General features: G+C 60.5%; 10 protein-coding genes. 6 read left to right on the plus strand and 4 right to left on the minus strand.

Features of this window, described 5'->3' with window-relative positions; genetic code table 11:
• Nucleotides 1-30: 30 nt before the first annotated feature.
• Nucleotides 31-1,290: an AGE family epimerase/isomerase gene (locus AC1DE4_RS09375; protein WP_169681487.1), complete on the minus strand. Its 1,260-nt coding sequence runs from the start codon at nucleotides 1,288-1,290 to the stop codon at nucleotides 31-33.
• A gap of 172 nt (nucleotides 1,291-1,462) precedes the next feature.
• Here AC1DE4_RS09375 and metH point away from each other — a divergent pair, with 172 nt between their 5' ends.
• Nucleotides 1,463-5,236: a methionine synthase gene (gene metH, locus AC1DE4_RS09380; protein WP_113471568.1), complete on the plus strand. Its 3,774-nt coding sequence runs from the start codon at nucleotides 1,463-1,465 to the stop codon at nucleotides 5,234-5,236.
• Between the two features lie 89 nt (nucleotides 5,237-5,325).
• On the opposite strand, the gene AC1DE4_RS09385 is transcribed toward metH, so the two are convergent.
• Genes AC1DE4_RS09385 through AC1DE4_RS09395 form a run of 3 tightly spaced genes read right to left on the minus strand, consistent with a single transcriptional unit; the run spans nucleotide 5,326 to nucleotide 7,896 of the window.
• On the minus strand, nucleotides 5,326-6,201 hold the full coding sequence (locus AC1DE4_RS09385) for a protein phosphatase 2C domain-containing protein (protein WP_112645365.1): 876 nt from the start codon (nucleotides 6,199-6,201) through the stop codon (nucleotides 5,326-5,328).
• 49 nt (nucleotides 6,202-6,250) lie between these two features.
• Nucleotides 6,251-7,015, minus strand: coding sequence for a GntR family transcriptional regulator (locus tag AC1DE4_RS09390; protein ID WP_018857128.1), 765 nt, complete (start codon nucleotides 7,013-7,015; stop codon nucleotides 6,251-6,253).
• Nucleotides 7,012-7,896 (minus strand): N-acetylglucosamine kinase, encoded by an 885-nt coding sequence (locus AC1DE4_RS09395; protein ID WP_113471583.1) that lies wholly within the window; start codon nucleotides 7,894-7,896, stop codon nucleotides 7,012-7,014. The genes AC1DE4_RS09390 and AC1DE4_RS09395 overlap by 4 nt, the downstream gene beginning before the upstream one ends.
• A gap of 522 nt (nucleotides 7,897-8,418) precedes the next feature.
• On the opposite strand from AC1DE4_RS09395, the gene AC1DE4_RS09400 reads away from it, so the two are divergent.
• From AC1DE4_RS09400 to AC1DE4_RS09420, 5 genes are all read left to right on the plus strand, one after another.
• Nucleotides 8,419-9,678, plus strand: a complete 1,260-nt coding sequence (locus tag AC1DE4_RS09400; RefSeq protein ID WP_113471569.1) for an ABC transporter substrate-binding protein — start codon at nucleotides 8,419-8,421, stop codon at nucleotides 9,676-9,678.
• A gap of 187 nt (nucleotides 9,679-9,865) precedes the next feature.
• Nucleotides 9,866-10,813, plus strand: coding sequence for a carbohydrate ABC transporter permease (locus AC1DE4_RS09405; RefSeq protein ID WP_018116212.1), 948 nt, complete (start codon nucleotides 9,866-9,868; stop codon nucleotides 10,811-10,813).
• 10 nt (nucleotides 10,814-10,823) lie between these two features.
• Complete coding sequence (locus tag AC1DE4_RS09410) at nucleotides 10,824-11,666, plus strand: carbohydrate ABC transporter permease (protein ID WP_018857125.1); 843 nt, start codon at nucleotides 10,824-10,826, stop codon at nucleotides 11,664-11,666.
• Nucleotides 11,663-12,745, plus strand: a complete 1,083-nt coding sequence (locus AC1DE4_RS09415; protein ID WP_113471570.1) for a Gfo/Idh/MocA family protein — start codon at nucleotides 11,663-11,665, stop codon at nucleotides 12,743-12,745. The genes AC1DE4_RS09410 and AC1DE4_RS09415 overlap by 4 nt, the downstream gene beginning before the upstream one ends.
• Nucleotides 12,746-12,757: 12 nt before the next feature.
• Nucleotides 12,758-13,759, plus strand: a complete 1,002-nt coding sequence (locus tag AC1DE4_RS09420) for an ABC transporter ATP-binding protein (protein ID WP_018857123.1) — start codon at nucleotides 12,758-12,760, stop codon at nucleotides 13,757-13,759.
• Nucleotides 13,760-13,762 lie beyond the last annotated feature (3 nt).

Below are 13,762 nucleotides of genomic sequence, written 5' to 3' on the forward strand. Positions count from 1 at the left end.
GAGCGCCACTGAAGCGGCGCTCGCTCTATATCAGATCTTGCCGCCCGCCTCGGGAATGACCTTGGTTAGGCTTCCGGTTGCGGGGAAGAGGGGGATCAGGCAGGCCTGCAGGGCGTGGTAGATGTCGCCCTTGCCGGGGAACAGGCTGTGTGAGGGTACCAGATTTTCCGTCAGCTCCTCGTGCCAACCGCCATTCTTGTGGTCGATGAAGGCGCGTTCGATCACGTTCCAGATCCTGCGGTAATGTTCCTCGTGGTAGTCGCTTGGCAGGTGCTCATTGAGGAAGTGCGCGGCGGCAGCGCCCTCGCAGGCCGGCCACCACAGCTTGTTGCGCTTGGCCGGCTTGTCTTCCCAGTCGAGTGTATAGAAGAAGCCGCCCTTGTCGTCGTCCCAACCGAGGGCGATCGACTGCGAGAACAGGCTCTTCGCCGCATCTGGCATCCACTCCTGCTTCTTGCCGCCAAGCACCCAGAGCTGGAGAAGGAGGCGCGCCCACTCCAGCCAATGACCAGGAGTAGTGCCTGCCGGGCGGAACATTTCGTTCGGATGATAGTAATCCTTGTCGAGGCCCCAATCGGTGGTGAAGTGCTCGGCAACGCGCCAACCGACGGAGCCGGCGGCTCGACGAATGACGAGATCAGCAATGCTTTCAGCCTTGGCGAGATAGTCGCGGTCGCCGGTTGCCTCGAAGGCCGCCATCAGCGCTTCGGTCAAATGCATGTTGGAGTTCTGGCCACGGTAGTTGCCGCCGTCGAGAGCCTGCCAGTCGGCGGTGAACTCTTCGGCAATGGCGCCGTGCTTGGCTTCCCAGAACTTGGTATTCAGGACCTCGGCAATATCGGCAAGCATGCCGTCGGCAAGCGGATGGCCGACCGTCTTGGCGGAGGACGCTGCGAGCAGGACGAAGGCGTGGCCATAACCCTGCTTGTTTGAATCGACGGGGCCCTTGTCATCGAGCGACCAGAAGTAACCGCCGTTCTTGGTGTCACGGTGATGGTTCCAGATGTACTGCATGCCATGATCCACGACGTCGGAGGCACCGGGACGGCCGAGCAGCGTGCCGATCGCAAAGCAATGAACGGCGCGTGAGGCTATGTGGATCGGACGGACCTGACCGGCGGCATTGAGCGGTTTGCCGGCATCGTCGAGATCGAAGAAGCCGCCTTTCGGGTTGACGGAGTTGTGCTGGAAGAAATCGAAAAGGCCGTTTGCCTGTGCGAGAAGCCAATTGCGGTGGTAGGCGCGGGTGGTCCAGTTTCCAAGCGCGGCGTCGCCGATTGCTAGTACCATGATACTCCTCCAATTTCGTGCACAAAGCCTTCGTAACCGCCTATATAGGGGTCGCCCGAGTCTGTCATCTGCCCAGCGCCGCAAAGGCGCCACATGATGGGCATATATTGACATAAAGATATCTTTATGTGATTTGACCAATTGGCCTGTAACGACGTCAAGGAGTCCGCCCGTGTTTGATACTCTGTTTAGTCCCGAAGGGACAAAGCGCGACGGTAGCGAAGTGTTTGCGGCGCTCAAGAAAGCTGCCAGTGAACGTATCCTCGTTCTTGACGGCGCCATGGGCACGCAGATCCAGGGGCTTGGCTTCGACGAAGACCATTTTCGTGGTGATCGCTTCATCGGTTGTGCCTGCCATCAGAAGGGCAACAACGACCTGCTGATCCTGACGCAGCCGGATGCGATCGAAGAGATCCATTACAAATACGCAAAGGCCGGCGCCGATATTCTGGAGACCAACACCTTTTCGTCGACCCGCATCGCACAGGCCGACTATGCGATGGAAGGCGAAGTCTATGCGCTTAACAAGGAGGGCGCCGAGATCGTGCGCCGCGCCGCGATCCGTGCTGAGCGCGAGGACGGCCGTCGTCGTTTCGTCGCCGGTGCCATCGGCCCGACGAACCGCACCGCGTCGATTTCGCCCGACGTCAACAATCCGGGCTTCCGCGCCGTCAGCTTCGACGACCTGCGCATCGCTTATGGCGAGCAGATCGACGGCCTGATCGATGGTGGCGCCGATATCATCCTCATCGAGACGATCTTCGACACCTTGAATGCGAAGGCCGCGATCTTTGCCTGCGAGGAGCGCTTCGAGGCGAAGGGCATCCGCCTGCCGGTCATGATCTCCGGCACGATCACCGATCTTTCCGGCCGTACCCTGTCCGGCCAGACGCCGTCGGCGTTCTGGAACTCGGTGCGGCACGCCAACCCGTTTACGATCGGCCTGAATTGCGCACTCGGCGCCAACGCCATGCGTCCGCACTTGCAGGAGCTGTCGGGCGTTGCCGATACCTTCATCTGCGCCTATCCGAATGCTGGCCTGCCGAACGAGTTCGGCCAGTATGACGAGACGCCGGAACTGATGGCGGCGCAGATCGACGAGTTTGCACGCGAAGGCCTCGTCAACATCGTTGGCGGCTGCTGCGGCTCGACGCCTGAACATATCAAGGCGATCGCTGAGGTGGTGGCGAAGTACAAGCCACGCCCGATTCCCGAGCATCGCCCCTTCATGTCGCTGTCGGGTCTCGAACCGTTCGAGCTGACCAAGGACATTCCCTTCGTCAACGTCGGTGAGCGCACCAACGTCACGGGCTCCGCCAAGTTCCGCAAGCTGATCACCAATGCCGACTACACGGCAGCGCTCGATGTGGCACGCGACCAAGTTGAAAACGGCGCGCAGATCATCGACATCAACATGGACGAGGGCTTGATCGATTCCGAAAAGGCGATGATCGAGTTTCTGAACCTGATCGCCGCCGAACCGGATATCGCTCGCGTGCCTGTGATGATCGACTCCTCGAAGTTCTCGATCATCGAGTCCGGCCTGAAGCGTGTCCAGGGTAAGCCGATCGTCAACTCGATCTCGCTCAAGGAAGGCGAAGAGAACTTCCTGGCGCAGGCGAAGCTGCTGCACGCTTATGGCGCGGCCGTCGTGGTCATGGCCTTCGATGAGACGGGGCAGGCAGACAGCTACGAGCGCAAGGTCGAGATCTGCACGCGCGCCTACAAGATCCTGACTGAAAAGGCGGGCTTCCCGCCTGAGGACATCATCTTCGATCCGAACGTCTTTGCTGTCGCGACCGGCATCGAGGAGCACAACAACTATGGCGTCGACTTCATCGAGGCGACGCGGACGATCCGTAAGACGATGCCGCTGGTGCATATTTCGGGCGGCGTCTCGAACCTGTCCTTCTCGTTCCGCGGCAACGAGCCGGTGCGCGAGGCGATGCACGCCGTGTTCCTTTACCACGCCATCCAGGCGGGGATGGACATGGGCATCGTCAATGCCGGTCAGCTGGCGGTCTATGACAATATCGACCCGGAGCTGCGCGAAGCCTGCGAAGACGTCGTGCTGAACCGCCGCGCCGACGCGACCGAGCGGCTGCTTGAAGTGGCAGAGCGTTATCGTGGTGCCGGCACCCGGGAAGCGAAGGTGCAGGATCTCACCTGGCGCGAATGGCCGGTCGCAAAGCGGCTGGAGCATGCGCTGGTCAACGGTATCACCGAATATATCGAAGCCGACACCGAGGAAGCCCGTCAGCAAGCGGAGCGGCCGTTGCATGTCATCGAAGGCCCGCTGATGGCCGGCATGAACGTGGTCGGCGATCTCTTCGGCTCCGGCAAGATGTTCCTGCCGCAGGTCGTCAAGTCGGCGCGCGTGATGAAACAGGCGGTCGCGGTACTCCTTCCCTACATGGAAGAGGAGAAGCGACTGAACGGCGGCGACGAGCGCAAGGCTGCCGGCAAGATCCTGATGGCGACCGTGAAGGGCGACGTCCACGATATCGGCAAGAACATCGTCGGTGTCGTTCTCGCCTGCAACAATTACGAGATCATCGATCTCGGTGTCATGGTGCCAGCAACGAAGATCCTCGAGACTGCCGTCGCCGAGCAGGTGGATGTCATCGGCCTCTCCGGCCTGATTACCCCGTCGCTCGACGAAATGGTGCATGTCGCCGCTGAAATGGAACGTCAGGGACTGGACCTGCCGCTCTTGATCGGTGGCGCGACGACCAGCCGTGTCCACACGGCAGTCAAGATCCACCCGGGCTACAACAAGGGCCAGACCGTCTATGTGACGGATGCCAGCCGCGCGGTCGGCGTCGTTTCCTCGCTGTTGTCACCTGAAGGTCGCGACGGTTATGTGGCCGACATCCGCGCCGAATATGCGAAGGTCGCTGCAGCGCACGCCCGCAGCGAGGCGGAGAAGGTGCGCCTGCCGCTGGCACGTGCCCGTGAAAATGCCGCTGCGGTCGACTGGGCGGCCTACAAGCCGACAAAGCCGAGCTTCCTCGGCACCAAGGTATTCGACGGCTACGATCTTGCCGAGATCGCCAAGTACATCGACTGGACGCCGTTCTTCCAGACCTGGGAGCTGCGTGGGCGGTTCCCGGCAATTCTCGAAGACGAAAAGCAGGGCGAGGCGGCTCGCGCGCTGTGGGCCGACGCGCAGGCCATGCTGAAGAAGATCATCGACGAGAAGTGGTTCAACCCGCGCGCCGTCATCGGCTTCTGGCCGGCGAACGCGGTCGGCGACGATATCCGGCTGTTCAAGGACGATAGCCGCAAGGAGGAGCTTGCCACCTTCTTTACGCTGCGCCAGCAGCTTTCGAAGCGCGATGGCCGGCCGAACGTCGCATTGTCGGACTTCGTGGCGCCAGCCGACAGCGGCATTCACGACTATGTCGGCGGCTTCGTCGTTTCAGCCGGTATCGAAGAGATCGCTATCGCGGAACGCTTCGAACGTGCGAACGACGACTATTCGTCGATCCTCCTGAAGGCGCTGGCCGATCGCTTCGCGGAGGCCTTTGCGGAATGCATGCACGAGCAGGTTCGTCGCGAATATTGGGGTTATGCCAAGGATGAGCATCTCTCCAACGAGCAGCTGATCAGCGAGGAATATGCCGGTATCCGTCCGGCGCCGGGCTATCCGGCGCAGCCCGATCACACCGAGAAGAAGACGCTGTTTGCTCTGCTCGATGCCGAAAAGGCTGCCGGCGTGCAGCTCACCGAGAGTTATGCGATGTGGCCGGGTTCGTCGGTCTCCGGCATCTACATCGGCCATCCCGAATCCTACTACTTCGGCGTCGCCAAGGTGGAGCGGGACCAGGTCGAGGACTACGCAGCCCGGAAGGGCATGGACGTAGCCGAGGTCGAACGTTGGCTTGGACCGGTCCTCAACTACGTACCGCGCAAGCGTGACGAGGAAATCGAGGACGCTGCCTGATCGGCGGCGTCTTCAGTATTTGATTCAAGGACCAGAGGGATTGATTTAGCTCTTGGTCGCAACGCACTGAATCTGAATCGAAAATCGCCTCAGGCGCTGGGTGTCAACTCGACAAGCAACGCCGTGGTGTCGTCGCTCTGCTTGTAGCGTGGATAGCGGAGCCCTTCGGGATCAATCTCGCGTTCGAAGCGCCGAAGTTCGTCGAGCATCGGCCGCAGACCCTTGGCGAGTGCAGTGCGCACCAAGCTTGTAGAATCATAGGTCGCGTAAAGGACCGCGAGGTCTGAAAAACCGTCGCTGCAGACGATGGCGTGCGCTTTGCCCCTGATATCCAGCCGCTCTGAAACCAGATGATCGGCCGCCTCCGGCACGAGGCCGAGGGTCCAGACGCCGCTTGCCGGCGTGTTCTGGCGCTCTCGGTGCTGGCGCAATAGGGCGAGCGTTTCGGAATTGCCGAGCGCGCCACCTTCCTTGGTAATGCCGCCCGTGCGTGCAATGTGCTTTCGCGCCTGGTTCTGTTCATACTCATAGGCACCGGGAATAGCCATGTGCATCGCTGCCGAGCCGTCTTCCTGCAACAGAAAGAGGCAGGAGTCGCCAAGGCCGACGAAGTGGAAACCGTCGCGCGTGTGGTGCAACATGGCAAAGGCGGTCAGCGGCCACGCGTAGCGCGGGACGCTCTCGTTGTGGGCTAAGAACTCCGTGCGGGCTGCCAGAGACAGGCTGCGAGCAATCTCCGAGACGCTGCTGTCACGGGTAATCCGATCCTGAAAGCCACGGGCGAAGTGCTGGGCGATCCAGGCGGCGTCGCTACCTCCCTCATCCATATATTGGCGATCGCCGAGGCCCGTCGCACCGTCGATTACGAAGGCGCAGGCGTCGTTATGGCCGAAGCTGTCGTCGTTCGGCTTTGCGGGATTGCCGGGATCGGAGATGGTGTCGAGGATAGTGATGCGACTTGTCATGGGTGCCATCAATAGACGGGCATTGCCGTCCATTCAATGCGACAAGGAATCACGACGGACCGATCGTCAGTTCGGCGACAAAATCATAGGCATCCCCGCGGTAGAGCGAGCGGGTGAATTCGACCGCGCGTCCCGAACCAAGGTATGAAATACGCTCGATCGACAGCCCTGCGGCGCCGACGGGAACGCCGAGAAGATGGGCATCGACCTCTTTCATGTTGGTCGCCGAAATTCTCTGCACCGCGCGGACGGGCCGGACCTGGCGACGCTCGAGCTCCTCATAGAGCGACGTTGTCACCACGAAAGGATCGGGCAGGAACTCGCCGGAAACACTGGCATTTTCGATGGCCAGCGGCTGGTCGTCGGCGATGCGCAATCGGCTGAGGCGTGAGACCCTGACATCGGTCGCGAGACCGAGAATCATCATTTCGTCGGGAGAGGGCGTGTGGATACCCTTGTGCAGCCATTCGGAGCGGGAGGTCATGCCGCGACGGGCCATATCCTCCGTAAAGGAGGTGAGCTGCGAGAGGCGCTGTTCGACCTTCGATACCGGCTTTGTCACGAAGGTGCCGGAACCGTGGCGGCGGATGAGCAACCCGTCCGCGACAAGCTCATCGATCGCTTTGCGCACGGTCACCCGGCTGACGGTCGCCAGTTCCGCGATGTCGCGCTCAGGCGGCAGGGCATCGCCATGACTGAGCGTGCCAGTGCGAATGGCATCTTCCAGCGTGCGGCGCAGCTTTACATAAAGCGGGCCTGTGCCGCCGGCTTGAAGACGTTCGGGGGAAAGGAGGCTTGCAAAATCGTCGGTCATGCCGCGCCTCTTCCTTCCTCGTGGAGAAACTTCACTGCGAGATCAATGGCGCCCTGCAGGACGTCGCCCTTCGGCTCACGCAGCAGGACAGCGTGACGTTCAGCAAGCCATGGACGATAGGCCTTTGCCAGTCCGCCCAACAGGCAGATCACCTCGCATTCCGGCCAGAGCAACGCATCCAGGCTCTCGCCGATCGAGGCTGCTGCGTTCTGCACGATCGCCGTCGCGACCGAGTCGCCCTTGGCAGCGGCCTCGAACACAACGGGCGCGTAGCGGGCGAAGTCATTCGGGCGGGAGACGTGGGCGAACTCGACGACGCGCTCAGGATCGTCGCCATATTCAGCCATGACGGTCTGGGTGACCGGGGAGGAGGGGCGCACCCCGTCATGGGCCAGCAAAGACTGCTCCAGCAGGTCCCGGCCGAGGCGAGCGCCACTGGCCTGGTCGCCGACGACGAATCCCCAGCCGCCAATGCCGTAGAGCTTTCCGTTGCGGCGCGCATTGTAGACCGAGCCCGTTCCGAACGCTCCAATCACACCGTCGGAATCGCCGAGCGCTCCTTGGAGTGCCGTCGTCGCATCTGTTACGACACGGCGCCGGGCAAAAGGCAGGGCACGCTCGATGCGTTCGGCATAGTCGCCCACATTCGCGCCGGCGACGCCGACGACGGCAGAGACGCTGGAAACGGTTTCAGAGGAAAGGCCGGCGTCATTCAACGCGTTTTCGGCTGACGCTACGATATTGAGCAGCGAGTTTTCGAGGTCGGACAGGATGTTCGACGGGCCGGCCGTGCCACGGCCCAGAATGCGCCCTGTCGCATCCGTGACTGCGGCGCGGCAGCTGGAGCCTCCGCCGTCAATGCCGATCGCAAGTTCTGTCATTGAACCACCAAATCCGCCCATTCCCCTTGTTTTCACTACAATACCAAAAAAATACCATTTACCAAGTCAAAAGCGTGGCGAAAAATCATCTTTTTATCTATCTGATTTTTATGAATAAAATTTTTTTGACGACTTTTCTGTCGTTCGAGTGTTAAAATCGGCTGGACAATTGGTATTTTTTTGGCCTTAATTCAACTCAAGGGAACAGCGCATCGAGCAGCGATAAACGGCAGGATAGAGATAAGCCGGGTCACTCGATGAAATGCAGATCCGGCCGTAGCGACACCGTCGCTCTCGATCCGTTCATTTGCCGTCAGCTTTCCCTTTCATGGCTGCGCCGGATCGGTTTCTTGTTCGGGTGCGCCGTCTGGTCGACAGGTGTTATCTGTCGCGCCGATTTTGAGCTTTCGGGCCGGCAGCTGCTGACGGCCCTCGAGTGGCGTTGCGTGTCACCTCATGCACGCGAACGCTGGTTTCAGGTCAGGAACAGCGCCTCACCGGCGCATAAAACAGGAGAGGGAAATGAAGAACACCGCACTTAGAGGCTTCCTGCTGGCGTCCAGCCTGCTGACATCAGTGGGCTTTGCTCATGCCGCCGACGTTACGCTGACGGTCGAGAGCTGGCGTAACGACGACCTGCAGATCTGGCAGGAAAAGATTATCCCGGCGTTCGAAGCCAAGAACCCCGGCATCAAGATCGTCTTCTCGCCGACCGCGCCGACCGAGTACAACGCTTCGCTGAACGCCAAGCTCGATGCCGGCTCCGCCGGTGATATCATCACCTGCCGGCCGTTCGACCCTTCGCTCGGAATCTTTGATAAGAAGCAGCTCGCCGATCTGACGAGCCTGCCGGGCATGGAGAACTTCTCGCCCGTCGCCAAGGCCGCCTGGACAACCGATGACGGCAAGTCCACCTTCTGTGTGCCGATGGCCTCGGTCATCCATGGCTTCATTTACAACAAGGATGCCTTCGACAAGCTCGGCATCTCCGTTCCGAAGACCGAAGAGGAATTCTTCGCCGCCCTCGACAAGATCAAGGCGGACGGCACCTACATTCCGCTCGCCATGGGCACGAAGGATCTCTGGGAAGCCGCAACCATGGGCTACCAGAACGTCGGTCCGAACTACTGGAAGGGCGAAGACGGTCGTCTGGCGCTGATCTCAGGCAAGCAGAAGCTGACCGATCCGGAATGGGTCCAGCCTTTCGAACAAATCGCCAAGTGGAAGCCCTATCTCGGTGACGGTTTCGAAGCCCAGACCTATTCGGACAGCCAGAACCTCTTTACGCTCGGCCGCGCCGCCATCTACCCGGCCGGTTCCTGGGAAATCTCGCTGTTCAACAGCCAGGCCCAGTTCAAGATGGGCGCTTTCCCGCCGCCGGTTCCGAAAGCTGGCGACCAGGGCTACATCTCCGACCATCCGGATATCGCTGTCGGCCTGAACGCCAAGAGCACCCATGCCGAGGAAGCCAAGAAGTTCCTCACCTGGGTCGCCTCGCCGGAATTCGCCGAAATCTACGCCAACTCGTTGCCGGGCTTCTTCAGCCTGAACTCGACGCCGGTGAAGATGGCTGATCCGCTGGCCCAGGAATTCGTTTCCTGGCGCGGCCCGTTCAAGTCGACGATCCGCTCGACGTACCAGATTCTGTCGCGTGGTACGCCGAACCTCGAAAACGAAACCTGGGTTGCTTCGGCGAACGTCGTCAACGGCACCGTGACGCCAGCCGATGCCGCCAAGAAGCTGCAGGACGGCCTCGACAGCTGGTTCAAGCCTGCCAAGTGATTGAGATGTGAGGGGCGGCGTTAGCCGTCCCTCATTCCGGCTCAAAGCCAATTTCGTATCCGCTCTTTTTCTCCCCGCCGCCTTCGAAAGCCGAAGGGCGGGGAGATGACTAGAGGGAAAGGGCGTTCTGCCCGTTGTGTCAGACGCGCTGCGCCATAGGTGCAGCTAAGAAGAACAGGCAAAAGCCATGAGCGTAGCCGAATCCGCTGTCGATGTTGTTCCCATTAAGCGCCCTGTGCGCTGGCACGTCGGCGTCTTTCTCTTCCCGGCATTTGTCGTTTATTCGGCGATCATGATCCTGCCGCTGATCGAAACGCTGAGGCTTTCGTTCTACAACACTGTCGACGGTGCGCCTGTCTTCGTCGGGCTCGCGAACTACAAGGTGTTGTTTGGCGATGCGCGCTGGGCACACGACTTCTGGAACGCGCTGGTCAACAACTTCATATTCTTCGTCATTCACATGTGCGTGCAGAACCCGATCGGCATCGCGCTGGCGGCGCTGCTGTCGACGCCACGGCTGCGGTTCGTCGCGTTCTACCGCACCGCAATCTTCCTGCCGACGCTGCTTTCCTTCGTGATCGTCGGCTTCATCTGGAAGCTCATCCTTTCGCCGATCTGGGGCGTTGCCCCGTGGCTGATGAGCCTTGTCGGCATGAAGAGCCTGTTCGCGCCGTGGCTAGGGCAGTCCGGGTCGGCGCTGATTGCCGTGTCGCTGATCTCGAATTGGCAGTACATCGGCATTCCGATGATGCTGATTTACGCTGCGCTGCTCAGTATCCCGGAAGAGGTGATCGAAGCTGCCGAATGCGACGGCATCACCGGCTGGGCTCAGTTCTGGAAGATCAAGCTACCGCTCATCCTGCCCGCCATAGGCATCATCTCGATCCTGACTTTTGTCGGCAACTTCAACGCCTTCGACCTGATCTACACCGTGCAGGGCGCACTCGCCGGGCCTGATATGTCGACCGACATCCTGGGTACGCTCCTCTACCGCACCTTCTTCGGTTTCCAGCTTCAGCTTGGCGACCGCTCGATGGGCGCCACGATCGCGACGGTGATGTTCCTGATCATCCTCGCCGGCGTGTCGTTCTACCTTTTTGCCATCCAGCGGCGCATGCGCCGGTACCAGTTCTGAGGAGTGTGCCATGTCCAACAGAGCACGCACATCCCCCATCCGCACCAGCTTCGTCCACCTGGCGCTCATCGGCTATACGCTGGTTGCCATCTTTCCGGTGTTCCTGACGATCATCAACTCGTTCAAAGACCGTAACGCGATCTTCCGCTCGCCGCTGCAGGTGCCGACGCCCTCGACCTTCAGTCTTGTCGGGTATCGAACAGTGCTGGGGCAGGGTGATTTCGCCACTTACTTCCAGAACAGCTTCATCGTCACCATCGTTTCGATCGCGCTGGTGCTGCTCTTCGGCGCGATGGCCGCCTTCGCGCTCTCCGAATACCGTTTCCGTGGCAACACGTTGACCGGCCTCTATATGGCGATCGGCATCATGATCCCGATCCGCCTTGGTACGGTCGCAATCCTGCAGGGCATGGTGGCCGCCGGTCTCGTGAACACGCTGACGGCGCTGATCCTCGTCTACACTGCGCAGGGCATTCCGCTGGCGATCTTCATCCTGTCGGAATTCATGCGGACCGTCTCCGACGACCTCAAGAATGCCGGCCGCATCGATGGGCTGTCGGAATATGCGATCTTCTTCCGGCTCGTCATCCCGTTGGTGCGCCCGGCAATGGCTACGGTTGCAGTCTTCACGATGATCCCGATCTGGAACGATCTCTGGTTCCCGCTGATCCTGGCGCCCGCTGAGGCGACGAAGACCGTCACCCTCGGGTCGCAGATTTTCATTGGGCAATTCGTGACCAATTGGAACGCCGTGCTTGCCGCGCTTTCGCTGGCGATCCTGCCGATCCTCGTTCTCTACGTCATCTTCTCGCGGCAGCTCATCCGCGGCATCACTTCGGGAGCGGTCAAGTGAGTTCGACGACCAAGCCAATCCGCGTTCTCGTCGCCGGCCTCGGCAACATGGGACGCAGCCATGCGCTGGCCTATCACAACAATCCCGGTTTCGAGATTGTCGGGCTGGTCAATCGCTCGACGCCTGATCTGCCGGAGGAACTACGGGGCTACAAGATCTATTCGGATTTCAAGGCCGCTCTTGCCGAGCTGAAACCGGATCTCTGTGCGGTCTGCACCTATTCGGACACGCATGCGGACTATGCGGTCGCTGCCTTCGAGGCTGGTTGCGACGTTTTCGTCGAGAAGCCGCTCGCAACAACCGTTGCGGATGCGGAGCGCGTCGTGGTGGCGGCGAAGAAGGCCGGCCGGAAATTGGTGATCGGCTATATCCTTCGCCACCATCCATCCTGGATGCGGCTGATCGAAGAGGCGCGCAAGCTCGGTGGGCCGTATGTGTTCCGCATGAATCTCAATCAGCAGTCCAGCGGTCCGACCTGGGAAACACATAAGTCGTTGATGCAGACGACCTCTCCGATCGTCGATTGCGGTGTGCATTATGTCGACGTCATGTGCCAGATCACGGACGCTAAACCGGTGGAAGTGCGCGGCATGGGTCTGCGTCTATCGGACGAAATCGCGCCCGATATGTATAATTACGGCCAGCTCCAGGTGCTTTTCGAGGATGGTTCAGTCGGCTGGTACGAGGCCGGCTGGGGCCCGATGATCTCCGAGACGGCGTTTTTCGTGAAGGACATCATGTCGCCGAAGGGATCGGTCTCGATCGTGATGGATCCGAACGCCAAGTCCGACGATATCGACGCTCACACCAAGACTTCAGTCATTCGCCTGCACACGGCGGAGACAGGAACCGACGGCAAGTTCATACGGCCGGACCAGGACATGACGATGGCGGGAGAACCAGGCCATCAGGAACTCTGCGACCGCGAGCAGGCCTTCATGCTGAAGGCCATTCGCGAGGATATCGACCTTAACCGCCACATGGCAGACGCCGTCGCTTCGCTGCGCATCTGCCTCGCCGCCGACGAAAGCGTGCGTACCGGCCAAGCCGTCAAGCTCCAAGAGCCGGTCAAACTGTAAGGATTACGACTAGTGGGATCGCTTCAACTCAAATCCATCCGCAAGACCTACGGCACGCATGAGGTGCTGAAGGGCATCGACCTAGAGGTCAAGGACGGCGAGTTCGTCATTTTTGTCGGACCTTCGGGCTGCGGCAAGTCAACCCTCCTGCGCAGCATTGCGGGATTGGAGGATGTCACCTCGGGCGCCGTTTTCATCAATGGCAAGGAAGAGACGCTGACGCCTCCCGCCAAGCGTGGCATCGCGATGGTGTTCCAATCCTATGCGCTCTACCCGCACCTGACGGTCAAGGACAACATGGGCCTCGGCTTGAAGCAGGCCGGCACGCCGAAAAATGAGATCGACAAGCGGGTGACCAAGGCGTCCTCGATGCTGTCGCTTGAGCCTTATCTGGCGCGGCGCCCGGCGGAGCTTTCCGGTGGTCAGCGCCAGCGCGTCGCTATTGGCCGCGCGATCGTGCGCGAGCCGGCGCTCTTCCTCTTCGATGAGCCGTTGTCGAACCTCGACGCAGCCTTGCGCGTTCAGACGCGTCTTGAGATCGCGCGCCTGCACCGCAGCCTCAAGGCGACGATGATCTACGTCACCCACGACCAGGTCGAGGCGATGACGCTTGCCGACAAGATCGTGGTGTTGAATGCCGGTGCGATCGAGCAGGTCGGCTCGCCAATGGAGCTCTACAACCGCCCTGCAAACACCTTCGTTGCGGGCTTCATCGGTTCGCCGATGATGAACTTCATTCCGGGTGACAAGGTTAGCGATGCCGCGGCAAAGACTGTTGGCGTGCGCCCAGAGCACTTGACCCTTTCGCGCGAGCAGGGCACGTGGCGGGCGAAGGTCGTCCACGTCGAACATCTCGGCGCGGACACGATCATCTATCTCGAATCCGAGCAGTGCGGCCTGATCACCGCGCGCCTTTTCGGTGAGCATCAGTACGAGCCCGACGAGATCGTCTATGCGACGCCGGACATGGCCCACATGCATCGGTTCGATGCCAATGACAAGGCGATCCGCTAGAGC

Source organism: Rhizobium sp. 10N414 (assembly GCF_056394785.1).

Bases quoted from the DNA above. Each gene is read 5' to 3' on its own strand.
- AC1DE4_RS09395 (WP_113471583.1), bottom strand. From the start codon at position 7,896: ATGACAGAACTTGCGATCGGCATTGACGGCGGAGGCTCCAGCTGCCGC.
- AC1DE4_RS09385 (WP_112645365.1), bottom strand. From the start codon at position 6,201: ATGACAAGTCGCATCACTATCCTCGACACCATCTCCGATCCCGGCAAT.
- AC1DE4_RS09375 (WP_169681487.1), bottom strand. From the start codon at position 1,290: ATGGTACTAGCAATCGGCGACGCCGCGCTTGGAAACTGGACCACCCGC.
- AC1DE4_RS09400 (WP_113471569.1), top strand. From the start codon at position 8,419: ATGAAGAACACCGCACTTAGAGGCTTCCTGCTGGCGTCCAGCCTGCTG.
- AC1DE4_RS09405 (WP_018116212.1), top strand. From the start codon at position 9,866: ATGAGCGTAGCCGAATCCGCTGTCGATGTTGTTCCCATTAAGCGCCCT.
- AC1DE4_RS09390 (WP_018857128.1), bottom strand. From the start codon at position 7,015: ATGACCGACGATTTTGCAAGCCTCCTTTCCCCCGAACGTCTTCAAGCC.
- AC1DE4_RS09410 (WP_018857125.1), top strand. From the start codon at position 10,824: ATGTCCAACAGAGCACGCACATCCCCCATCCGCACCAGCTTCGTCCAC.